This window comes from Lelliottia wanjuensis (assembly GCF_030238365.1).
GTDB lineage: Bacteria > Pseudomonadota > Gammaproteobacteria > Enterobacterales > Enterobacteriaceae > Enterobacter > Enterobacter wanjuensis.
Window position 1 is genome coordinate 132,909 of the sequence record NZ_JASSOT010000078.1, and the last position, 22,889, is coordinate 155,797.

Here is a 22,889-nt window from a genome sequence, read left to right on the forward strand (position 1 = left end):
TTTCTAACTCCGTTAGACCGGGCGAACGCCCGCAGCAAGCAGCGCCTGCTCGAATTTATCCAGGAAGACTTTCAGCTCCTGATCGCTAATCAGCAGGGATGGCAGCAGACGCAGAACGACGCCGTTACGACCGCCGCGCTCCAGAATCAGGCCCGCTTCGAAGCATTTCTTCTGGATCAGCGCGGAGAGATCGCCATCGCCCGGGAAGCAGCCCATGTGATCTGGCGCTTCGTTCGGTTTCACGATTTCGATGCCGATCATCAGGCCCAGACCACGCACGTGGCCGATCACCGGATAACGCTGCTGCAGCTCAGCCAACTGGCCTTTCAGCCATTCGCCCTGAGCGGCAACTTTGTCGGCGATGTTCTGATCTTTCAGAATTTTCAGCGTGGTCAGGCCGGTCGCCATCGCGAGCTGGTTGCCACGGAAGGTGCCGGTGTGATGACCCGGTGCCCAGGCATCGAACTGCTTTTTGATACCGAGCACGGCCAGCGGCAGACCGCCACCGACAGCTTTGGACATGACGATGATGTCTGGCTCGATACCCGCGTGTTCGAAGGCGAACGGCTTGCCGGTACGGCAGAAGCCCGCCTGAACTTCGTCGAGGATCAGCAGAATGCCGTGTTCCTGAGTCACTTTACGGATGCGCTGCAGCCACTCAGCCGGAGCCGGGTTCACGCCGCCTTCGCCCTGAACCGCTTCCAGAATCACGGCTGCAGGTTTACGCACGCCGCTTTCGACGTCGTTGATCAGGTTGTCAAAGTAGTAGGTCAGCGCTTTCACGCCCGCGTCACCGCCGATACCCAGCGGGCAACGGTACTGGTGCGGGTAAGGCATGAACTGCACTTCTGGCATCATGTTATCGACCGCTTCTTTCGGTGACAGGTTACCTGTCACGGACAGCGCGCCGTGGGTCATCCCGTGATAACCGCCAGAGAAGCTGATGATGCTGCTGCGACCGGTGACCTTTTTCGCCAGCTTCAGCGCGGCTTCCACCGCATCTGCGCCGGACGGGCCGGTGAACTGCAGGCAATATTCTTTGCCCTGGCCTGGCAGCAGGGAGAGCAGGTATTCCGAGAACTCGTCTTTCAACGGAGTCGTCAGATCGAGCGTATGTAACGGCAAGCCGCTGGTAATGACATTTTGGATGCTTTTCAGCACATCAGGATGGTTATGGCCAAGCGCGAGGGTGCCCGCGCCTGCAAGACAGTCAAGGTATTCTTTATTATCTGCATCGGTAATCCACACGCCGTCTGCTTTAGTGATCGCTAAAGGCAGTTTGCGAGGATAACTCCTGACGTTTGATTCAAACTCGGCCTGACGGGCCAGATAGGTTTCGTTGCTTTTGTGGGCATCTGCGGTGTCAATACGGACTTTATCCGTCATCATATCACTCCTACAACCGGGGCAGTCTTATGCGCCTCGATTGAATAAATAGTTAGTTAAGGATGTAGCGAGTAAAAAACGCGGCCAATATAGAGCCTTTTGGCGCGTGGCTCAATGGTTAATTTGTTTACTGTTTTGTTACAAAAGAGGGGGGGTAAAAAGTGGTCAATAACCCGATGTTTTCGATAGCAAAAATCTGCCGCTTCGTCGTACAAATCCCTCGCCGCGCAGGAGACAAAAAAGGCGGCACGTTAGCCGCCTTAACATTACTTCTGCGTAAACTGCAGTAAACCGTTATCGCGACCGTGGGTTTTATTCCATGACGCGTCGGTAATCCCGTTGTCATCAAGGGTGATGGAGAGAACGTATCCCGCCCCTTTGATTTCATAACTATTCGCATTAAAACGCTTCACCACGGCTTTCTTACCGTTGATTTTCGCGGTGAAAAAGCCGTTGCTGACCGTAGCGTTAATGCCGTTGGCGGTAAATGACGCCTCGCGCAGCGGGTCCTGCACTTTGGCGCTTTGCGCATGCTGCACGGCGTTAGCGGCATTCTCCAGCGCCTGTTTTTCAGCCACGGCGTTCATCGCCGTGGTGCGATTTTGTTCCGCCAGATAACAGGTATCCCGGCTCACGCCCTGCGCTTCACACTTCGCCATGCGTTCAGCAGGGGAGGAGCAGGCAGAAAGCGCGGAAACCGCCAGGGCAATCATCAGTAACTTCTTCATTTATTAACCTCAATCACAATGGACATAATTTAAAGCCAGGGACAGCTGACGACAGGAGAAATAATCGCTATACAGGGTGCCGAGCCAAAAACCGGTCAGCATCAGTAAAATATAAAGAACAGCAGAACAAACTATTATTTTTATCATGATGGCTATCATCAAAGGGTACAGGTGAATTATTCAATTACGATGAGCCGGTTTATCAGAAACCAATGCCGATTCCCGCGCCCATCGCAAAATCATTATTTGTGGAGTCGCTGACACCCGCTTTAATGACCGTCGATGTACCTGCATGGAAGGAGGCGCCCACGCTCAGCGCTTGTTCATCTTTAAAGGTTCCCGCGCCTGCGGAGAACATCACCGACTGGCCAGCTTCCACCTGTGGCATCGACGCAATCGCAATGGCTGACGCCGCGCCGCTGCGGGACTCTTTTTTATTGTCATCCATTTCGTCTTTCAGACTTTTAAATTGCGCATTGCTGCTGCTCTGCTGCTGGTTTAGGAACTGTTTTGCGTCCTGCAGATCTTTAGCAACATTCGCAGACTGTTTCGCCGTCTCAGCTATCGCTACGCTATTGCTTGCGACTTTCGCCTGTGTCGCCGTATCGACTTTAGTGACGGTGGTAGTTGCACCGGCTAAACCGCGATCACCTTTATCGCCTTTATCACCTTTAGCCCCATCTTTAGGTTTAGGCGCATTTTCTAACGCATTAATGCGCGTGGTGTTCCCACTAATCAACGTATCTTGATGAATGTTAACGTCGGTAAGACCGTGGTTTACCGTGTCTTGAGCGGTTTTGTTAGCAGCAATAGAATCTTTGTTAGCCTGGATATCTGAAGCGTTTTGAACGACTTCCCTTTGTACAACTACTACGCCGTTCTTAGTGCTGTTAAGATCTTGCTCAACAGCAACAATATGATTGTTGTTAGTTTTGATATCATCAGCGTTAGTTTTTACAGCTTGCTCAGTGTTCCACATGTCACTAGATAAACCATCTACTCGCCCTGATTCGTTATTAAGGTGAGTTTCCAGATCCATACCTGTAGAAAGTTGCACATCAGAAGCAGGAGTCACGGCGTTTGCACAAGTGGATGCAACAAACGCACCAAATACAACTACCGCAATTGTAGATTTTCTAAAATTAACTAATTTCATTTTGCTATCACCACAGATAAAGAAGAGGAAATGTATCAATGCGTAATTTTATACATTGATAATAGCGGTGAAATATCCCGGAATGTGATGGTGAAATTATTGATCTACATCATGCGAATGTTCTTATGCGAACCTGTTTAAGGTGATAAAACAGGCGGTTTACACCCCTGTTTTATAATGATGATTAGGCAACTACAATATAGATACAATTTAATTTCGTTATATCAATGTATACTTACAGATGAAGGTGAGGTGGCGCTTTTTATAATGTTTAATAAGTTTGAGGGGAGGGCGGTAAAGCTCCTTGAATCGTTGCCTATAAGATTAATTTTCTCACTTGCCGTTTATAGTCCGTATCCGGGCTTACCAGGTGGCTACTTTTTCGTGTCAAGGTACAGCGTGAAGAAGCGATAAACGGTAGGGGGGGGCTTACGCCAACAAGCAGCTTCCCCTAAGCTGGAAAAAGTAAGCTGTTTTGTACCAAATGACTCGGGGTGCCCTTCCACGTTAAGGCTGTGAAATACCCGTACCACCTTCTAAGGACGATCCTCTAGCCAGCAATACTGCCACTCGACGCCGTTACGTATCCAAACAAGCAAACAATCTAAGCGATAACAGCTGCAACACACATTTTTTACACTTCCTCATTGAAAAAGAGATTGAAATTCATATTTCGGCATTAATAAAATAACATCCTAGACACCTATTCATGTACCGGAGCGGCATTTAAACCCCTGCACAGGTTACGCTACTGTATCAAGTATCTCTGATAAGAAATCGGTGAAGTTAGAACAGGAATCAAAGACATTTTCTGTACCTATATTATCTGTAATTTCAAATGGATTTGTTATTGAAGCCCCATGATTTCTTATTTAGCATTCTGACTTTCTGGTGCTGGTTTCATCCATGCGTCATCATATTTGATATTCCCTCTAACATAATTCCATTCAATCCCACGGAATTTAAGCCCTACAACCTCGTGCATGTTAGGGTTAGAGCTACCCGGATAGTACACATGGGTAAAATCTACCGATGAGATAACGACACTTTCAAGCGTGATATTATAGATTTCTACCTCTATCCCTGCTTCTACAATTTCATAATACTTTATCACTGCTTTCTGCAATCGTTTTGATTCACAAACGGCAACAGCAAGGTAAGGACTTACTTTATCAAGTTGCTTATGTAATGTGATAGGGTCATGTATTCTACAGCCTGTCATGCTTCCTGTAACTCTATCTACAGGTTGGCGTACACCATAGCTACTATTCATTATCTCAATAGCACCTTCACGACCTAACGCCATACAATCCCCTGGAATTTTCATCCCATTTTCATCATATAAAAACAAATAAGCTGGTAATGACATATTTTAATTCCCGTCTTTATCAATAAAAAATGAATCTGAATAACTTTTACCATTAAGGCTATATGCAATATTGTACTGATAGCCATTATGTAACTTAACTTTAAAACAGGTGTCAGGGTATGATAAAGAAACTCTATCATCAGCTTTGATAACTGTATATTTCCTGTCAGGCCAATAGTAAACGCTATAACGATCAAGCACGTCTGTTTTATTTACAGTGAAACAAATCGTATCACCTTCTCTAAAAATGCTACGATGTTCAGCAATTGGCACACCTCCACCAGGGCAGCCTGAAAGAAGAAATATCACAGGTAGTATTAGTAATCCTTTCATCCAGGGAAACCCTTTAACACGGCTTTGTATCTTCTTATTAATTCATGAGTAGATAAGCTAGGATTGTAATCTTGGTATTCTGCTAAATAAGATGTATCTCTATTAAAGCCATATGTGACAAGTAGCCAATAATCACTAGCTATTGATGCTTGTTGTTCTAATCCATAATGGAGGAAATCAGCTTTATCTAAGGTATAACTGTAATCAGCGAAGCGAGAAAATAAGCCTCTTGTTCTAACAAACATACCTTTTTGTGCTTGCCATGCGTGAACCATTTCGTGCATGAATCTATGTTTCTTTTGTAGGTCTTGCTCTAATGAAAAATCAGGTGAATAGGTTCCTTCTCTAAACCATAGTTCGCCGTTAGGAGTCATAGCAACATCTACAGGTTGCATGTTGAAGGGGAGGTAGCTTTCACGATGTACCCAAATGCGGCTATAAATGAGGCTTCCACCGAAAAGCGTTTTAGCGAGAGCTATCTCACCTAACGTAAGTTGCCTGATTCCTCCAGCTACAATGGGGGTTCCTGATGTGGGTTTTATACTTTCATCAACTGGCATTCAATATCCCTCTGATCCTTGTAGGTATTGATCGTTAATCGTACTACCAAAAGGATCAAGTAAGGAAAAGGTTTTTCCGAGAAGGCTCCTAAAATTAAATGGATTTAAGTGAAATAACATCAAGATTTAGTGTTGCTAAATATCGCCAGCTAAGAAACGGATTCGTCGAAAGCTAGAGGCCACAATAGAGAGAAAAGCATAAGGGAACGATAAAGGAAGAGCATAATAGTTTACTTTTATTTTTCCTCTAATGTTGATTTTAGGTGTTTGGTTTTCTTTTATTGGTGTTGTTAGTCTTTTGGTTACCTCCTGCCTGGTGGTGAAGAAGCGATACCGGGTGTAGGATTAGCTTGTCAAATCCGTACTTTCCTATGCTCCTGATTCATTCATCGACTATTCGAGCGGGTGAACACATTGAGGTGATTGATTACGTGATTTGTCTATTTCCGGTGTGATAACAACTGTGATAAATCGAAAATTCTTGCTCCTGCGACTATGCCCCGGTTACACTAAATACCTACACATTTTCAATGTGTAAATGATTGTTTTATAAATGATTTGACTCGGGGTGCCCTTCTTCGTTGAAGGCTGAGAAATACCCGTACCACCTGATCTGGATAATGCCAGCGTAGGGAAGTCAGATGCCTTTCACGGCTATCGCTTCTTGACGCAAGGCAGGAGCGAAACCATGCAGCCTGACCTGCTCGATTTACACGTTTTACATCACTTCCGAACCCGTTCGCCACTCACCCACTGCATGACCAACGATGTGGTGCAAACCTTTACTGCTAACATTTTGCTCACCCTCGGCGCCTCCCCGGCGATGGTCATTGAAGCCGAAGAGGCGGAGCAGTTTGCGGCCATGGCGGATGCGCTGCTGATCAATGTCGGCACACTCACCTCGCCACGCGCGCAGTCGATGCGCCGGGCGATTGAAAGTGCGGTCGCCGCGGGAAAACCCTGGACGCTCGATCCTGTCGGCGTTGGCGCGCTCGCGTTTCGCACCCGTTTTTGTCAGCAAGTTCTGACGCTCAAACCCGCCGCCATCCGCGGAAATGCCTCGGAAATTCTCGCTCTTGCCGGGATGAGCGCGGGCGGTCGCGGGGTGGACACCACCGATACCGCTGCCAGGGCGCTACCCGCCGCACAGGCGCTGGCGCGCCAGACCAACGCTATTGTCGCCGTTACGGGCGAAGTGGATTACGTCACCGACGGTCAGCGAACGAAAACCATTGCTGGCGGCGACCCGATGATGACCCGCGTAGTCGGCACCGGCTGTGCGCTGTCGGCGGTGGTGGCGGCCAGCTGTTCGCTGCCGGGCGACAGGCTGGATAATGTTGCCGCCGCCTGCGGATGGATGAAGCGCGCAGGGAGCGTCGCGGCGTCGCAAAGCGCCGGGCCGGGCAGTTTTGCCTGCGCCTTTATCGACGCCCTCTGGAACCTGGAGGCGCAGGCATGAAACGTATTAACGCACTCACCATTGCAGGCACCGACCCAAGCGGCGGGGCGGGCATTCAGGCCGATCTCAAAACCTTCTCGGCGCTCGGGGCCTACGGCTGCTCGGTCATTACCGCGCTGGTGGCGCAAAACACCCGAGGCGTGCAATCGGTGTACCGCATTGAGCCGGATTTTGTCGCCGCCCAGCTGGATTCCGTGTTCAGCGACGTGCGCATTGATACCACCAAAATCGGCATGCTGGCCGAGACGGATATTGTCGAAGCCGTCGCCGAACGCCTGACGCGTTATCAGGTGCAAAATGTGGTGCTCGACACGGTAATGCTGGCGAAAAGCGGCGATCCGCTGCTTTCTGCGTCCGCCGTTGAAACCCTGCGCAAAAAACTGCTGCCGCAAGTCTCGCTTATCACGCCGAATCTTCCCGAAGCCGCCGCGCTGCTCGATACGCCGCACGCCCGCACGGAGCAGGAGATGAAAGAGCAGGGCCGCGCATTGCTGGCGCTCGGCTGCGAAGCGGTACTGATGAAGGGCGGTCATCTGGATGACGCCGAAAGCCCGGACTGGCTCTTTACCCGCGACGGCGCGCAGCGATTTACCGCCCCGCGCGTCATCACCAAAAACACCCACGGCACCGGCTGTACGCTCTCGGCGGCGCTGGCCGCGCTGCGCCCGCGCCACGAAAACTGGGCCGATACGGTGCAGGAGGCCAAAGCCTGGCTCTCGCTGGCACTCGCCAAAGCCGATACTCTGGAGGTCGGTCACGGTATTGGCCCGGTTCACCATTTTCATGCATGGTGGTAACGGGCTGAGCGAGTATACTGGCTAGAGATTTTCGGCCAGGAAAACAGAGATGGAACAAGCGCATACCCGGTTAATTGCTCAACTGAATGAACGGATCGCGGCGGGGGATAACACCCCGCTGTACCTCAGGTTTGCTGAGACGGTCAAAAACGCCGTGCGCAGCGGAATACTGGAGCATGGCAATATTTTGCCGGGTGAGCGCGATCTGAGCCAGTTGACCGGGGTGTCACGCATCACCGTGCGCAAGGCGATGCAGGCGCTGGAGGAAGAGGGCGTGGTGACGCGCGCGCGCGGATACGGCACGCAAATCAACAACATCTTTGAATATTCGCTCAAGGAAGCGCGAGGGTTTTCCCAGCAGGTGGTTTTACGCGGCAAAAAGCCCAATACCCTGTGGGTGAATAAGCGGATTGTGCCGTGCCCGGACGAGGTGGCGGCGGAGCTTGCCATCGCGCCGCAAAGCGATGTGTTTATGCTCAAGCGCATTCGCTACGTGGATGACGACGCCGTGTCGATTGAAGAGTCCTGGGTGCCGGTCGGACTGATTCAGGATCCCGACGCTATCGGCATCTCCCTGTATGACTATTTCCGCAGTCAGAATATCTTCCCGCAGCGCACCCGCTCGCGCGTCAGCGCCCGGATGCCGGACAGCGAATTCCAGTTACACATCAAAATGGACGAAAAAATACCGGTGCTGGTGATCAAGCAAGTTGCGCTTGACCAGCAACACCGGCCGATTGAGTACAGCATTAGCTACTGTCGCAGTGATTTATACGTCTTTGTGTGCGAGGAGTAATTCCTCGCGCGTCGGCGCACAGTCGCCGCCGCGATGGCTGACCACCCACGCCGCCACCGCATTGCCCAGCAATACCGCATCCGGCAGCGCCCATCCTGCTGCCAGCCCGGCCAGCGTGCCACCGGCGTGGCTGTCGCCCGCGCCAATGGTATCCACCACCGTGGCGGCAAACGCCGGAACATGCCCGGCGCTGTCGCCGTCGTAATACCAGGCTCCGTCTTTGTCGTGCCGCACAATCAGCGGGCAGGCGTAATGCGCTTGCCACGCCTTGCCGAGTGCTTCCACGTTAACGCCCAGACGCTCCGCCGCAATCACCGCTTCCTGACGATTAAGCGACACAATGGGTTTGCAGGCCATGATCCGCGCCATCAGCGCATCAGGGATATCCGCGATGCGCGGCCCGAAATCGATAAACGCCGTCACGTCCGTTAGCCCTTCCAGCCAGCGTGTCAGCAGTTCACCGCAGGGTGAGGTGAGCTGGTAGCCCGAGAGCGAGACCAGGCTGTGCGCCGGAATCTCCAGCCCGTCCAGCCAGCTCTGCTGCCACTGATTTTCCACGCCGCTGAACGACATAAAAGTGCGCTCACCGTCCGGCTCGACCAGCGCCAGGCACCAGCCGTTATCGCCGCTTTCGGCTTCAACCGCGCTGTGCAGATCCTGTTTCGCCATCGCGTTGCGAATAATATCCGCCCACACGCCGTGGCCGACCGGCAGCGCGTTTTGCGCCGCGATGCCGAGGCGTTTCAGGGCGATGGCGATATTCAGCGCGCAGCCGCCGATGTTCACGCCCTGCTGTTTTAATTCAATGTCACACCCGCGCCAGGGCAGGGCGTAGGCATCGGCGATCACGTCGATCACCGCCGCGCCCAGCACCGTTACCGGACGCCGGGCGGTCAGCGTCTCAAGTTTGCGAGACAGGTCTGTACTCATGCGCCCTCTCTTTGTTCCCGATAGTTCAGCAGGTGATCGCAGTAGTAGTTGAAATCGAGCTGATTCACTGCGTCCAGTTCCGCTTTCAGGGCCGGATCGATCGCCTGCACGCCGTGCAGCGCGCCGCAAATGGCGGTCGCCATCGCGCCGATGGTGTCCGTGTCCCCGCCGAGGTTGGCGCATAAAATCGCGCAGCGGTTCGGGTCGGTCCCGGCCAGTTCGACCATCGCAATCGCCGCCGGAACGGATTCAATGGTGCTGGTCCCCGCGCCGACGAGCTGGTAAATCTGCTCGCTGGCGGAATCAATGCCGTTGGCCTCGCGCACGGTTTTGAGGGCCAGCTCCAGACGCGCGGCAAGCGAGGCGCTGAAGGTGGTGGTTTTAGACTCCTGGGCATAACGCGCGATGCCGGGCAGGGCGTCGACGATGTTCTGCCAGCTTTCACCGTCGATGGCGCGAGAGATGGCCCAGGCGATCACCACCGCCCCGGCAATCGCCAGATCCGATTTGTGCGTCGGACTGGAGGCCAGCGCCACCTGCTCGACAAAATGCTCAAGGCGAGTGGCCGGGAGCAGGCAGCCCAGCGGCGAGGCGCGCATTGCTGCCCCGTTGGTGACGCCGTTGTTTTCCAGCTCGCTCACCGGTTTCCCGGCGCGAATGGCGTTCAGGGCAATCTTCGACGTCGGGCCGAGCACGTTTTTGTTAAAGGCATCAAACTCTTCGGCCCACAGCAGGATATGCCTGCCGATGGCGTCGGGATCAATCTGCCCGTCGCACTCGATAATCGCATCCGCCAGGCTCAGGGCCATGGAGGTATCATCCGTAAACTCCGCGCGGCCAAAATAGCAGGCGGCGTTATTCTCTGCCGGACCCGGTAAAAAGCGGTCGATCCAGCCAAAGTGGGCTTTCACGCGGCTTCTGGGCCACAGCTCAGACGGCATGCCCATCGCATCCCCCAACGTCTGCCCGTACAGGGCGCCGAGAATACGTTCTGCTTTCATTTCACTTCCCCTCGTGTCAGCGCGGTATCGGCATCATCCACCTCAATGGCGGTGATCTCTTTATCCGATTCGCGGAAAAACAGCATAAACAGCACGGCGATGACGGCGATCATGATGCCGCCGAACGCCCACATTCCGGCCCAGTTGAAGGTCAACCCGTTCACAGGCTCTTTATAGGCAAACATTTTTTCCATCATCACGCCGCCCAGGCGGTAGCCCAGCAGACTGCCGAAGCCCTGGCAGCACAGCGTAATCAGCCCCTGCGCTGCGGTACGCATGTGCGCGGGCGCTTTTTTGTCCACGTAGATATAGGCAGTGACGTAGTAGAAGTCGTAGCTCACGCCGTGGAGCAAAATGCCGAGGAACAGCAGGGCGTAAGTGAAGTACTGGTCCGCGCCGCCGAAGACGAAGAAGCCGTAGCGGATGGCGGCGGTGATCAGGCCCAGCAGCAGGACCTTTTTAATACCAAAGCGCTTAGTGAAGAACGGCAGCGCCAGCATAAAGAAGATTTCAGAGAACTGGCCGAGGGTCATCCAGCCGGTGGCGTTTTTCATCCCGACTTCCGTCAGATAACCGTTGGCAAAGATGTAGTAGAACGCCAGCGGCATCGCGAACAGGAACGAGCAGAAGAAGAACACGAGGAAGTTTTTATCGCGCAGCAAAATCAGCGCATCCAGCCCCAGCATCACTTTGATATCCAGCTTGCCGGTACTCTTCGGCGGGGTGTTCGGCAGGAACAGAGCGAAGACGCCCAGCAGCAGGGAGCTGCCCGCTGTCATCAGCAGAGGAATATTGGTGTCAGAAATATCGCTGTAGCCGAGCATTTGCGGCAGGAATCCGCAGGCCAGGCCGGAGGCAATCCAGCCGATGGTGCCCATCACGCGGATGCGCGGGAAATCGGCCTCGACGTCGTCGACGTTAGCAAAAGCAATGCTGTTGGTCAGGGCAATCGTCGGCATATAGGTCAGGGAGTAGAGGAGTAGCAGCGGGAAGAAGGCGCTGAACTCGGTCTGCTGGGCGGCGAAGTACATCAGAATCGCTCCGGCAAACATCAGCACCGCCAGCACTTTTTGCGCGGCAAAGAAACGGTCTGTCAGGGAGCCGACGAGGATCGGCGAGAGGATCGCAGCGATAGCCGTACAGGCGTAAGACCAGCCAATTTCCCCGGCGGTAAAGCCGCTTTTACTCAGCCACAGCCACAGCGGCACGAACCACGCGCCCCAGATAAACCATTCAACAAACATCATGAATGACAGTTGGACTTTCGTTTTCATTGTTTAATCCTGCATGTCAGAGAGGGTACGCCTTTAACATACCACTCAATAATACCTTTCAAATACCTTTGTCGCGATTGTTTGATCGATGTAACAGTTTTGTTGTACACGAAACGAGCCAGCAGATTGTGCTGAAAAACCTGGCGCCGGCTGGAAATTAAGCTAAGTCGGGTCCAGGCTTAGTCTGCTCACAAATTTGTGGGTATGGATATCACGCTCCGACATGATGTCGGAACTTACGGGAGCATCGCTATGACTGATATTGCGCAGCTGCTTGGCAAAGACGCCGACAGCCTTTTACAGCATCGTTGTATGACTATTCCAGCCGATCAGCTCTACCTGCCGGGCCACGACTATGTTGATCGGGTGATGATGGATAACAATCGCCCGCCTGCGGTGCTGCGAAACATGCAGACGCTGTACAACACCGGACGCCTCGCCGGAACGGGCTATCTGTCCATTCTGCCCGTTGACCAGGGCGTCGAGCACTCCGCGGGGGCGTCATTTGCCGCCAACCCGCTCTACTTTGATCCGAAGAATATCGTGGAGCTGGCGATCGAAGCCGGCTGTAACTGCGTGGCGTCCACTTACGGCGTGCTGGCCTCGGTGTCGCGCCGCTACGCGCACCGCATTCCGTTCCTCGTCAAGCTGAACCACAACGAAACCCTGAGCTACCCGACCGAATACGATCAGACGCTGTACGCCAGCGTTGAGCAGGCGTTCAATCTGGGCGCGGTGGCGGTGGGGGCGACGATCTACTTCGGCTCCGAGCAGTCCCGTCGTCAGATTGAAGAGATTTCAGCGGCGTTCGAACGTGCGCACGAGCTGGGTATGGTGACGGTGCTGTGGGCCTATCTTCGCAACAACGCGTTCAAGAAAGATGGCGTGGATTACCACGTTTCGGCGGATCTCACCGGCCAGGCGAACCATCTGGCGGCGACCATCGGCGCGGATATCGTGAAGCAGAAAATGGCTGAGAATAACGGCGGCTACAAGGCGGTGAACTTCGGTTACACCGATGACCGCGTCTACAGCAAGCTGACCAGCGATAACCCGATCGACCTGGTGCGCTACCAGCTCGCCAACTGCTACATGGGCCGCGCGGGGCTGATTAACTCCGGCGGCGCGGCTGGCGGTGAAACGGATCTGACCGACGCGGTGCGTACGGCGGTGATCAACAAACGCGCAGGCGGTATGGGGCTGATCCTCGGTCGTAAGGCGTTTAAAAAATCGATGGCCGAGGGGGTTAAGCTGATTAACGCGGTGCAGGATGTGTATTTGGATACGAAGGTGAGTATCGCGTAGTTTGTTGCCCTCACCCTAACCCTCTCCCACAGGGAGAGGGGACTATCCGGTTTTCTCCCTCTCCCTTGGGGAGAGGGCCGGGGTGAGGGGCCCAGACCGCACTCCCACTTAAACCCGAAACCCTTTTTCATTTCATTCAAACACCCATCCCGATCGACTTCACACTTCCCCTCTCTTTTGTGAAAAGTGTCACTCCTCGCCGTGCATATGCCCAATAAATGACCGATGCTTAGCGGAATTTGTCTAAGGCAGCGGACGAATTTTGCGCTTAAAGTTACTTTCGAAACAGCTTTTCAAATTACGAAGTCGCTCTGAACCTCTGTTGTGTTAAGGACTGATAATGAAAATTGAATCTGTAAACGTCACCGTCTTCCAGTATCCGACGCGACGGGTCTCCGACAGCGCCGGGCATTCGCATCCTGGCCTCGAAAGCCTGGCCAAAATGGCGATGCTCTCGATCACGGCAGACGACGGCACCAAAGGGTATGCCTTTGCGCCGCCGGAAGTGGTGCGTCCCTTTGTGGTCAATACCTTCTTTCGCAAAGTGCTGGTCGGCCAGGATGCGTTCAACCGCGAAAAAATCTGGCAGGAGCTGGCGCACTGGCAGCGCGGCAGCGCGCACCAGCTGACGGAGCGCGCCCTCGGGTTCATCGAGCAGGCGCTGTGGGATCTGATTGGCCGAAAACTGAATATGCCGGTGTGGAAACTGCTCGGCGGTTATCGCGATAAAGTGCCGGCCTACGGCAGCACCATGTGCGGGGACGATCTGCCGGGTGGCCTGTCGACGCCGGACGAGTACGCGAGCTTTGCCGAAACCCTGGTGGCGCGCGGATACAAAGCGATAAAACTGCACACCTGGATGCCACCCGTCTCGTTTGCGCCAAACCCGAAAATGGACGTCAAAGCCTGCGCCGCCGTGCGGGAAGCGGTCGGGCCGGATATCGATCTGATGATCGACGGCTATCACTGGTACAGCCGTACCGAAGCGCTGTACATCGGCAAAGAGCTGGAAAAACTCAACTTCGCGTGGTTCGAAGAGCCAATGGAAGAGGAGAGCATGGCCTCCTACGCCTGGCTTGCGGAAAACCTGTCGATCCCGATTATCGGCCCGGAAAGTCTGGGCGGAAAACATCACAGCCGCGCCGACTGGGTAAAAGCCGGGGCGTGCGACATTCTGCGTGCAGGGGCTAACGGCGTAGGCGGGATTTCGCCGACGCTGAAAGTGGCGAACCTCGCGGAATCCTTCGGCATGGATTGCGAAGTGCACGGCAACGGCGCGGCGAGCCTCGCGGTGATCGGCGCGATTAAGAACTGCCGCTGGTATGAGCGCGGCCTGCTGCACCCGTTCCTCGATTACGACCAACCGGCGGCGTATCTCCACAGCCTGGTCGACCCGATGGATGAACACGGCATGGTCAGCCTGCCGAATCGCCCGGGGCTCGGCGAAGACATCAATTTTGCGTATATCGAAGCCAATACAGTCAGCCACGACTGACACATAAAAACGTACCCTACAGGCGATATATACATGAAACAAACTCCTCTGTGCAGAGCGTGTTTACTCGCGCTCTCGCTGATGATGGGGAGCGGCGCGGTGTACGCCAAAACACCGCCCGACCAGCTCATCATCGGTATGAACATGAACAACCTGCTGACCCTCGACCCGGCGGCGATGACCGGCAACGAAGTGGTCGGCATCGTGGTGAATCTCTACGATTCGCTGGTGGAACTCGACCCGAACGAACTGACCAACGTCCGGCCCGCGCTGGCGAAATCCTGGGAGATCGCGCCGGACGGCAAAACCCTGACTTTCCATCTGCGCGATAACGTCAAATTCCACTCCGGTAATCCGCTCACCGCGCAGGATGTGGTCTGGTCGATGCGCCGCCTGCTGCATCTCAATCTGGCGCAGGCGTCGGTGTGGAAATCCTACGGCTTTTCGAAGAAAAACATCGACCAGCAAATCAGCGCGTCCGACGACTACACCGTGCAGATCGTGCTGCCCAAACCGAACGATCCGCAGCTGGTGATTTACTCCCTCGGGGCGCTCGGCAATCTGGGCGTGCTCGACAGCAAAACGGTGCAATCTCATGAAGTGAACAACGACTGGGGCAACCGCTGGCTGACCACCAACGAAGCCGGTTCTGGCCCCTTTATGCTCGACACCTGGCAGGCGAAAGATGTGCTGCGTATGCAGCGCAATCCGCACTACTGGCGGGAAGAGCCAAAAATGAGCCGCGTCGTGCTGCGCCATTTTCAGGAGTCGCAAACCCTGCGCCTGATGATTGAGAAAGGCGACCTGGATATTGCCAGCAACATGGCGGTGTCCGACATCAACGCCCTGCGCAAAGACCCTCAGCTCACGGTCGAAGCCGTGCAGAAGGGGACCGTTTATTACGTGGCGATGAGCATGAAAGAGGCGCACTTCGCTAACCCTAAGGTGCGCGAAGCGGTGCGCTATCTGATTGATTATCAGGGCATCAACAAAGCGCTGATGCCGGGCTACGGTGTACTGCATCAGCGGCCGATCAAAGCCGGGATGCCGTCGACGCTGCCGGACCCAGGCTATCGGCTGGATATTCCGCGCGCCAAAAAGCTGCTGAAAGAGGCCGGTTATCCGGAAGGTTTCGATACCACTCTGCGCGTGCTGGCGGATCAGCCGTTCCTTAATATCGCCATCGCCGTGCAGTCCACGCTGATGCAGGCGGGGATCAACGCCAAAATCATCACTGGCACCGGGAACCAGATTTACGGCGCGATGCGCGAGCGTAAGTTCGACATGCTGGTCGGCCGCGGCGGGAGCGGCGTCGAGCCGCATCCGCACTCCAGCCTGCGCGCTCTGGTCTATAACCCGGACAACAGCGACGAGGCGCGGCTCACCAACTTCCAGGGCTGGCGCACCAGTTTCTACGATAAGCCTCTCAACGAGATGATCGACAAAGCGCTGCTGGAACGCGATCCGCAAAAGCAGGTGGCGGATTATCAGCAGATCCAGGTGCGCTACGACGAACTGATCCCGGCGATGATTCCCCTGTCGCAAATGGTCGATTCCGTCGTGGTGCGCAATGAAGTCAAAAACTTCCAGTCGCACCCGTCGGCCACCACGTTCCTGCGGGAAGTCTATAAAACTGGAGGTGAACAATGAGCGTGGCGATCCTCTCTCCCGGCTCCCGCACCCGCCGTTTCTCGAAGCGGCTGACCCAGGTGCTGGTGACGCTGTTTGGCCTGCTGCTGCTGACCTTTTTCATCGGGCGCGTGATGCCGGTCGATCCGGTGCTGGCGATTGTCGGCCCGGACGCCGACCACAGCACCTATCAGCAGGTCTATCACCAGCTGGGTTTCGATCAGTCGTTGCTGACGCAGTTCGGCATTTACCTGAACAACCTCCTGCACGGCGATCTCGGTAACGCGCTGCTGACGGGCAAACCGGTCATGGACGATATTCTGCGCGTCTTCCCGGCGACGCTGGAGCTGGCGACGATGGCGATTATCGTCGGCGCAGGCCTGGGCATTCCGCTGGGCGTGCTGGCGGCGGCGCGTCGCAACAGCCTGTCGGATTACGTGGTGCGCATTATCAGTCTGGCGGGGTATTCCACGCCGATCTTCTGGGTCGGGATGATGGGGCTGCTGCTGTTCTACGCCTGGCTCGGTTGGGTGGGCGGGGCGGGAAGGCTCGATTTAGGGCTGGACGGGATCGTACCGCGCCGGACCGGGCTGATGACCGTCGATGCCCTGCTGGCGGGAAACAGCGCCGTGTTCTGGAATGCCATTAACCATCTGGTGTTGCCCGCGTCGTTGCTCGGCTTCCACTCGCTGGCCTACATCAGCCGTATGACGCGCAGCTTCATGCTGGCGCAACTCTCGCAGGAGTTCATCATCACTGCGCGGGTGAAGGGCTTAACCGAGCGGCAGGTTGTCTGGAATCACGCGTTTCGCAACATTCTGGTGCAACTCCTGACGGTAGTGGCGCTGGCCTACGGCTCGCTACTGGAGGGGGCGGTGCTGATTGAAACCGTCTTCTCCTGGCCAGGCTTTGGCTCGTATCTCACGGGCAGCCTGCTGCTCGGCGACATGAATGCGGTGATGGGCTGCGTGCTGCTGGTGGGGATTATCTTTGTGATGCTCAACCTGCTCTCCGACATGCTGTATCAACTCTTTGACCCGAGGACGAAATCATGACCGTTTCTCTGGATACGCCGCTGGGGGCGCGCAGCAGCGAAGGCCGTCAGCGAATCAAACGCACCCTGAACCGTGGGGCGGGTTTTGTCGGCAAAATGGCGCGCAACCCGCTGACGGCGATCGGCGGCGGAATTGTTCTGCTGCTGCTGATCGTCGCCGCCTTTGCCCCGCTGATTGCGCCGTACAACCCGCTGGTGCAGGACCTCAACAACGCGCTGGTCGCGCCGAACGCGCAGCACTGGTTTGGCACCGATGAGTTTGGCCGCGATATCTTCAGCCGCCTGGTGTATGGCTCGCGCATCACGCTGTATATCGTGCTGCTGGTGTCGGTTACCGTCGGGCCGCTCGGCCTGCTGTTGGGCGTTACCGCCGGGTATTTCGGCGGCAAAGTGGATGCGGTGCTGATGCGGGTGACGGATATCTTTATCTCGTTCCCGAGCCTGGTGCTGGCGCTGGCGTTTGTCGCCGCCCTCGGTCCGGGGCTGGAGCACGTGGTGATTGCCATTACGATCACCGCCTGGCCGCCGATTGCCCGTCTGGCGCGGGCGGAAACGCTCTCACTGCGCCAGGCCGATTTTATCTCGGCGGTGCGTTTGCAGGGGGCGTCCCCGGTGCGCGTGCTGTGGCGACATATCGTGCCGCTGTGCCTGCCGTCGGTGATTATCCGCATCACCATGAATATGGCGGGGATCATCCTGACCGCCGCCGGTCTGGGCTTTCTCGGCCTCGGCGCACAGCCGCCGGAGCCGGAGTGGGGCGCGATGATCTCCAGCGGCCGCACCTACATGATGGAGTGCTGGTGGGTCGTGACTATTCCGGGGCTGGCGATCCTGATCAACAGCCTGGCGTTCAACTTCTTAGGAGATGGCCTACGTGACATCCTCGATCCTCGCAGCGAATAACGCTCCCCTGCTCGACGTGCGCGACCTGCACGTCGATTTTATCAACGGCGGCGCGGTGACCCACGCCGTGCGCGGCGTCTCCTTCCAGCTCGGGCGCGAAAAGCTGGCGATTGTCGGCGAGTCCGGCTCCGGGAAATCCACCGTCGGGCGCGCGTTGCTGCGCCTGCATCCGGCGAAAGCGCGGATCAGCGCCACCCAGATGCAGTTTGGCGACGTCGATCTGCGCTCGGTGAGCGAGGCGCAAATGCGTGGCATTCGCGGGAAGCGCATCTCGATGATCATGCAGGACCCGAAATACTCGCTGAACCCGGTGGTCTGCGTTGGGGCGCAGATCGCTGAAGCCTGGCTGACGCACCATCCGGGGCGCAAAGCCGAGGCGAAAGCCAAAGTGCTGGAGATGCTCGACGTGGTGCGCATCCGCCAGCCGGAGCGGGTCTATCATCTCTATCCGCACGAGATTTCCGGCGGGCAGGGGCAGCGCATCATGATTGCCATGATGCTGATCACCGATCCCGAGCTGGTGATTGCCGATGAACCGACCTCTGCGCTGGACGTTTCCGTGCGTTTGCAGGTGCTGGGATTGCTGGACGACCTGGTGAAATCCCGCGGGCTGGGGCTGATTTTTATCAGCCACGACATCAACCTGGTGCGCAGCTTCTGCGACCGGGTGCTGGTGATGTACGCCGGGCGGGTGGTGGAGTCCATCGCCGCCTGCGATCTGCATAACGCCCAACATCCCTATACCCAGGGCTTAATCAGCGCCCTGCCGGAACTTCACCATCGCCGTCCGGTGCTGCCAGTGTTGCAGCGCCAGGCCAGCTGGCTCAATGAATAAGGAGCAGAGATGATCGAGATTAAAAACCTCAACCTGGCCTTTGGCGAGGGTGAAAAGCGCAGTCAGGTGCTGAGTGATGTGAACATCAGGGTTGAAGCCGGCGAGATTTACGGCCTGGTGGGGGAGTCGGGGTCCGGCAAAACCACGGTCCTGAAATGTCTGGCCGGGCTGTTTACCCACTGGGACGGTGAGCTGGCGATCGACGGCACCCGGCTTGGGCGAAAGATCAACGCCGAACGCTGTCGAAGGGTGCAGATGGTGTTTCAGGACCCGTACGGCTCGCTGCATCCGCGCCACACCATCGGCGATATTCTGGAAGAGCCGCTGCAAATCCACGGCATTTCCGACCGCGATCGACGCATCCACAGTTTGCTGGATAAAGTAGGGCTGAACCGGGCGTTTCGTGATCGCTATCCGCATCAGCTCTCCGGCGGCCAACGCCAGCGCGTGGCGATCGCCAGAGCGCTGATTCTGCAGCCGCAGGTGCTGCTGCTGGATGAACCGACGTCGGCGCTGGACGTGTCTGTGCAGGCGGAGATTTTAAATCTGCTGGCGGAGCTGCAGCGCGAGTCGAATCTCACCTATCTGATGGTGACGCACGATCTGGGCGTAATTGCCCATCTGTGCCAGAAAGTGGCGGTGATGCAGTACGGCAAGATTCTGGAGACCCTGACCGTGGATGAACTGGTCGCCGGAAACGCCCGCACCGACTACACGCGAATGCTGGTGAACGCCAGCCAGCAGTACACCCGCGAGATGGCGCGGGAGGTGGCGGCGTATTGAGTGGTGGTTTTTGTTGCCGGGTGGCGGCTGCGCCTTACCCGGCCTACGGTTTTGTAGGCCCGTGCAAGCGTAGCGCCGCCGGGCAAAGACGTCAGCGCAACAGCACACAATCCGGCGGCAACCGGCACTCCAGCGCGCCGGGCAGCAGCGAAATACGGAAATGCTCCCCACTCAACGGCTCGCCGTCGAGGTTAAAAGTCATGCCGTGTGGGGCGATAATTTCAAACCACGCGGACTGTCCGTCGAGCACGTTCGGGCTCTCTTCCGGGCGGGTCAGGGTGGTGAACAGAGCGGGTAACATCCCGTCGCTGGTGAAAATCCGCAGCTGCAACAGACCATCATTAATCAGCGCATCGGGGCACAGCTGTTGCCCGCCGCCCGCCTGACGTCCGTTACCAATCCCAATCACCAGGGCGTCACCCTGCCAGTGGAAGTTCTCGCCGTTTATCTCGCAGCGGTCGGGCTTGAGCATATCCATGCGCATCAGACCGTGAATCAGATACGACACCCCGCCGAGCGCGGCTTTGAGTTTCTCCGGCGTTTCGCTGGTAATACGGGTGCCAAAACCCCCCGTCGCCATATTGATAAAACAGGTTTTCTCATTGACCTGGGCGATATCCACCGCCGTCGGTTTCCCGACGATGGCCAGCTGCAACGCTTTGTCCAGACTCTCAGGAATGCCCGCGCTGGTGGCGAAATCATTGGCGGTGCCGAGGGGTAAAATGCCCATCACCGGGCGATGTGCGGCGTCACGCTCAATCAGCGCGCTCGCCACTTCATTGATGGTCCCGTCACCGCCACCGGCGATAACAGTGGCGACGCCCAGCCGACAGGCTTCGTCGATATACCGTGCGGCATCCCCTTTTTCCCAGGTCACACGGACGTGAATTTGTGCGCCATTTTCACGCAAATCGGCAATCGCCTGGCGCAGAAAGTCATCGCCTGCACTTTTGCCGTTGAGGATCAGTAAACTATCCGGATAGGTCGACATCCAAGGTTGCTCCCTTTTAAGCTCTATCAAGAGTGTATCTCAGGGAAGGAAAAAGCGCGTAAGAACAGGATGAAAGGCAAAAAATAAGCCTGCGTAAGGGAGATTACGCAGGCTAAGGAGGTGGTTCCTGGTACAGCTAGCATTTATGGGTTATGTTTTTCAGCGCTGGGGATAATACCCTTATTGAACGAAGCGGTATGTGATCCGTTTCTAAGAATTATCCCATGACGAAAAAATACCCCTGCTCAACTACTTGTTGTGCGGGTTGCGGGTGCTTTCACCGGCAAAATTGCGCATCAACAGCGCGTATTCCAGCTCCACTTCTTCCGGCACCGGCAGCCACACGGTGTGACCGTCGCCAGGGGCAACGGTGATCGCTTCGCCTTTGCCGTTTTCCAGATGCTCCAGCGTAAAGTTGATATTGCCCTGCGGGGTCATCAGCTCCAGGCTGTCGCCTTTGGTGAATTTGTTTTTCACGGCGACGGCGGCCAGAGGCCCTTTGCGCGCGCCGGTGAAATCACCGACAAACTGCTGGCGCTCGGAGATGGAGTAGCCGTGCTCGTAGTTCTGGTAATCGTCATGGGTGTGACGGCGCAGGAAGCCTTCGGTGTAACCGCGATGCGCCAGACCTTCAAGGGTCTCCAGCAGGGTGGTGTCGAACGGTTTACCCGCCGCGGCGTCATCAATCGCTTTGCGATACACCTGTGCGGTGCGGGCGCAGTAATAGTAAGACTTGGTGCGACCTTCGATCTTCAGCGAGTGCACGCCCATCTGCGTCAGACGCTCGACGTGTGCGATCGCGCGCAGGTCTTTGGAGTTCATGATGTAAGTGCCGTGCTCGTCTTCGAAGGCGGTCATGTATTCGCCCGGACGTTTCGCTTCTTCAATCATAAACACGCTGTCGGTCGGGGCGCCCACGCCCAGCGTCGGCTCCACGGTTTTCACCGGGATCGGCTCGTGCTTGTGCACGATGTTACCGACATCATCCTCTTTGCCTTCCTGGACGTTATATTCCCAGCGGCAGGCGTTGGTGCAGGTGCCCTGGTTCGGGTCGCGTTTGTTGATATAGCCAGAGAGCAGGCAGCGGCCAGAGTAGGCCATGCACAGAGCGCCGTGAACGAAGATTTCGAGTTCCATTTCCGGCACCTGCGTGCGGATCTCTTCGATTTCTTCCAGCGACAGTTCGCGCGACAGGATTACGCGGGTCAGTCCCATCTGTTTCCAGAATTTGACCGTCGCCCAGTTAACGGCGTTCGCCTGCACGGAAAGGTGAATATCCATCTCCGGGAAGTTCTCACGCACCAGCATGATCAAACCCGGGTCAGACATGATCAGCGCATCAGGACCCATTTCCACCACTGGCTTGAGATCGCGAATAAACGTTTTCAGCTTGGCGTTGTGCGGCGCGATGTTCACGACCACGTAGAATTTTTTGCCCAGGGCATGCGCTTCGTTGATGCCGAGCTGCAAATTCTCGTGGTTGAATTCATTATTACGCACGCGCAGCGAGTAACGCGGCTGGCCCGCATACACCGCATCGGCACCATAAGCGAAAGCGTAACGCATATTCTGCAGCGTTCCCGCCGGGGAAAGGAGTTCTGGTTTAAACATGTTTGTTCTCGTTCTGATGACAGGTCAGATCCGCGTACACCAGGTGCAGCGGTAAGGGGAGATCCCGTACTTTAAGGGCGGGCATTGTAGCGCTGCGGGGGAGGGAGGTAAAGCGCCGGGTGGCCGCGGGGCCAGCCCGGCGGAGGTAATAGGATTAGGTGAGGTCTTTCAGCGTCTGGCTTGACCCGTTATTTTTCACCGAGGCGATGCCGGTTTCCCGCGTTTGCTCGGACGCATACAGCTGGCTTGAGCCAATCACCTGATGGTTTGCCGCTTTCAGGTTGAAGTGATATTTGCCGTTAGCCGAGGTTTTTTTCTCATAGCGCTCGTCGTGCGGGCTGTTGGTACGCACAGAGGCAATACCGTTTTCTGCTGAAGCCCTGGTGGTGTACAGCTCACTGGTGAGGATAATTTCACCGTTCCCCGCTTTCAGAACAAACCTGAACTGCCCGTCACTGCTTTTGCTTAGTTCGAACCAACCAGCCATAAGAACT

General features: G+C 55.8%; 22 protein-coding genes, 1 pseudogene and 1 riboswitch. Of the genes and pseudogenes, 10 read left to right on the forward strand and 13 right to left on the reverse strand.

Annotation, left to right across the window (positions count from 1 at the left end; all coding sequences use genetic code 11):
- Positions 1-12: 12 nt before the first annotated feature.
- The 7 genes and pseudogenes from QQF33_RS23775 to QQF33_RS23800 all read right to left on the reverse strand — a co-directional run bounded on the left by QQF33_RS23775 (position 13) and on the right by QQF33_RS23800 (position 5,532).
- Entirely contained in the window at positions 13-1,389 is a 1,377-nt protein-coding gene (locus QQF33_RS23775) for a diaminobutyrate--2-oxoglutarate transaminase (RefSeq protein WP_282495054.1), read from the reverse strand.
- Positions 1,390-1,652: 263 nt separating this feature from the next.
- Positions 1,653-2,114 carry a hypothetical protein gene (locus QQF33_RS23780; RefSeq protein WP_285144070.1) on the reverse strand — a complete coding sequence of 154 codons (462 nt, stop codon included), beginning with the start codon at positions 2,112-2,114 and terminating at the stop codon, positions 1,653-1,655.
- A 202-nt stretch (positions 2,115-2,316) separates the two neighbouring features.
- The gene (locus QQF33_RS23785; RefSeq protein WP_285149319.1) at positions 2,317-3,270 is read right to left on the reverse strand and encodes a YadA C-terminal domain-containing protein; all 954 of its coding nucleotides are present in this window, start codon (positions 3,268-3,270) and stop codon (positions 2,317-2,319) included.
- A gap of 743 nt (positions 3,271-4,013) precedes the next feature.
- Positions 4,014-4,118: pseudogene (locus tag QQF33_RS25975) on the reverse strand (YrhA family protein); the annotation flags it as partial.
- A gap of 20 nt (positions 4,119-4,138) precedes the next feature.
- The gene (locus tag QQF33_RS23790) at positions 4,139-4,639 is read right to left on the reverse strand and encodes an Hcp family type VI secretion system effector (RefSeq protein ID WP_285149320.1); all 501 of its coding nucleotides are present in this window, start codon (positions 4,637-4,639) and stop codon (positions 4,139-4,141) included.
- A 3-nt stretch (positions 4,640-4,642) separates the two neighbouring features.
- Entirely contained in the window at positions 4,643-4,972 is a 330-nt protein-coding gene (locus tag QQF33_RS23795; RefSeq protein WP_285149321.1) for a putative T6SS immunity periplasmic lipoprotein, read from the reverse strand.
- Positions 4,969-5,532, reverse strand: coding sequence for a type IV secretion protein Rhs (locus QQF33_RS23800; protein WP_285144075.1), 564 nt, complete (start codon positions 5,530-5,532; stop codon positions 4,969-4,971). The genes QQF33_RS23795 and QQF33_RS23800 overlap by 4 nt, the downstream gene beginning before the upstream one ends.
- Before the next feature lie 554 nt (positions 5,533-6,086).
- Positions 6,087-6,184: riboswitch (TPP riboswitch) on the forward strand.
- Between the two features lie 36 nt (positions 6,185-6,220).
- Here QQF33_RS23800 and thiM point away from each other — a divergent pair.
- The 3 genes from thiM to QQF33_RS23815 are packed head-to-tail and all read left to right on the forward strand — an operon-like array spanning position 6,221 to position 8,584.
- Positions 6,221-6,991, forward strand: a complete 771-nt coding sequence (gene thiM / locus QQF33_RS23805) for a hydroxyethylthiazole kinase (RefSeq protein ID WP_285149322.1) — start codon at positions 6,221-6,223, stop codon at positions 6,989-6,991.
- On the forward strand, positions 6,988-7,788 hold the full coding sequence (gene thiD / locus QQF33_RS23810) for a bifunctional hydroxymethylpyrimidine kinase/phosphomethylpyrimidine kinase (protein WP_285158722.1): 801 nt from the start codon (positions 6,988-6,990) through the stop codon (positions 7,786-7,788). The genes thiM and thiD overlap by 4 nt, the downstream gene beginning before the upstream one ends.
- Positions 7,789-7,837: 49 nt before the next feature.
- The gene (locus QQF33_RS23815) at positions 7,838-8,584 is read left to right on the forward strand and encodes a GntR family transcriptional regulator (protein ID WP_285144078.1); all 747 of its coding nucleotides are present in this window, start codon (positions 7,838-7,840) and stop codon (positions 8,582-8,584) included.
- Here the strand turns inward: QQF33_RS23815 and QQF33_RS23820 are convergent.
- Genes QQF33_RS23820 through QQF33_RS23830 form a run of 3 tightly spaced genes read right to left on the reverse strand, consistent with a single transcriptional unit; the run spans position 8,558 to position 11,789 of the window.
- Complete coding sequence (locus QQF33_RS23820) at positions 8,558-9,514, reverse strand: PfkB family carbohydrate kinase (RefSeq protein ID WP_285158723.1); 957 nt, start codon at positions 9,512-9,514, stop codon at positions 8,558-8,560. The two genes, QQF33_RS23815 and QQF33_RS23820, sit on opposite strands and share 27 nt — an antisense overlap.
- On the reverse strand, positions 9,511-10,515 hold the full coding sequence (locus QQF33_RS23825; protein ID WP_285144080.1) for an ADP-ribosylglycohydrolase family protein: 1,005 nt from the start codon (positions 10,513-10,515) through the stop codon (positions 9,511-9,513). The genes QQF33_RS23820 and QQF33_RS23825 overlap by 4 nt, the downstream gene beginning before the upstream one ends.
- Entirely contained in the window at positions 10,512-11,789 is a 1,278-nt protein-coding gene (locus QQF33_RS23830) for a nucleoside permease (RefSeq protein ID WP_282495045.1), read from the reverse strand. The genes QQF33_RS23825 and QQF33_RS23830 overlap by 4 nt, the downstream gene beginning before the upstream one ends.
- A 252-nt stretch (positions 11,790-12,041) precedes the next feature.
- Between QQF33_RS23830 and fbaB the strand changes: the two genes are divergently transcribed.
- The 7 genes from fbaB (at position 12,042) to QQF33_RS23865 (ending at position 19,793) form a co-directional block, all read left to right on the forward strand.
- On the forward strand, positions 12,042-13,094 hold the full coding sequence (gene fbaB / locus QQF33_RS23835; RefSeq protein WP_285158724.1) for a class I fructose-bisphosphate aldolase: 1,053 nt from the start codon (positions 12,042-12,044) through the stop codon (positions 13,092-13,094).
- A gap of 340 nt (positions 13,095-13,434) precedes the next feature.
- On the forward strand, positions 13,435-14,589 hold the full coding sequence (locus QQF33_RS23840; RefSeq protein ID WP_285149327.1) for a mandelate racemase family protein: 1,155 nt from the start codon (positions 13,435-13,437) through the stop codon (positions 14,587-14,589).
- Positions 14,590-14,622: 33 nt separating this feature from the next.
- Positions 14,623-16,239 carry an ABC transporter substrate-binding protein gene (locus tag QQF33_RS23845; protein ID WP_285149328.1) on the forward strand — a complete coding sequence of 539 codons (1,617 nt, stop codon included), beginning with the start codon at positions 14,623-14,625 and terminating at the stop codon, positions 16,237-16,239.
- Complete coding sequence (locus QQF33_RS23850) at positions 16,236-17,273, forward strand: ABC transporter permease (RefSeq protein WP_282495041.1); 1,038 nt, start codon at positions 16,236-16,238, stop codon at positions 17,271-17,273. Before QQF33_RS23845 ends, QQF33_RS23850 begins: the two co-directional genes overlap by 4 nt.
- Positions 17,270-18,175, forward strand: a complete 906-nt coding sequence (locus QQF33_RS23855; RefSeq protein ID WP_285144085.1) for an ABC transporter permease — start codon at positions 17,270-17,272, stop codon at positions 18,173-18,175. The genes QQF33_RS23850 and QQF33_RS23855 overlap by 4 nt, the downstream gene beginning before the upstream one ends.
- Positions 18,147-19,010: an ABC transporter ATP-binding protein gene (locus QQF33_RS23860; protein ID WP_285144359.1), complete on the forward strand. Its 864-nt coding sequence runs from the start codon at positions 18,147-18,149 to the stop codon at positions 19,008-19,010. The genes QQF33_RS23855 and QQF33_RS23860 overlap by 29 nt, the downstream gene beginning before the upstream one ends.
- 9 nt (positions 19,011-19,019) lie before the next feature.
- The gene (locus tag QQF33_RS23865) at positions 19,020-19,793 is read left to right on the forward strand and encodes an ABC transporter ATP-binding protein (RefSeq protein ID WP_285158725.1); all 774 of its coding nucleotides are present in this window, start codon (positions 19,020-19,022) and stop codon (positions 19,791-19,793) included.
- Positions 19,794-19,884: 91 nt separating this feature from the next.
- On the opposite strand, the gene yegS is transcribed toward QQF33_RS23865, so the two are convergent.
- The 3 genes from yegS to QQF33_RS23880 all read right to left on the reverse strand — a co-directional run bounded on the left by yegS (position 19,885) and on the right by QQF33_RS23880 (position 22,882).
- Positions 19,885-20,784 (reverse strand): lipid kinase YegS, encoded by a 900-nt coding sequence (yegS, locus tag QQF33_RS23870; RefSeq protein ID WP_285144087.1) that lies wholly within the window; start codon positions 20,782-20,784, stop codon positions 19,885-19,887.
- 249 nt (positions 20,785-21,033) lie between these two features.
- Positions 21,034-22,395 carry a prephenate-dependent tRNA uridine(34) hydroxylase TrhP gene (gene trhP, locus QQF33_RS23875; protein ID WP_285144088.1) on the reverse strand — a complete coding sequence of 454 codons (1,362 nt, stop codon included), beginning with the start codon at positions 22,393-22,395 and terminating at the stop codon, positions 21,034-21,036.
- Between the two features lie 154 nt (positions 22,396-22,549).
- A complete protein-coding gene (locus QQF33_RS23880; protein ID WP_282495036.1) occupies positions 22,550-22,882 on the reverse strand; it encodes a YegP family protein in 333 nt (110 codons plus the stop codon).
- Positions 22,883-22,889 lie beyond the last annotated feature (7 nt).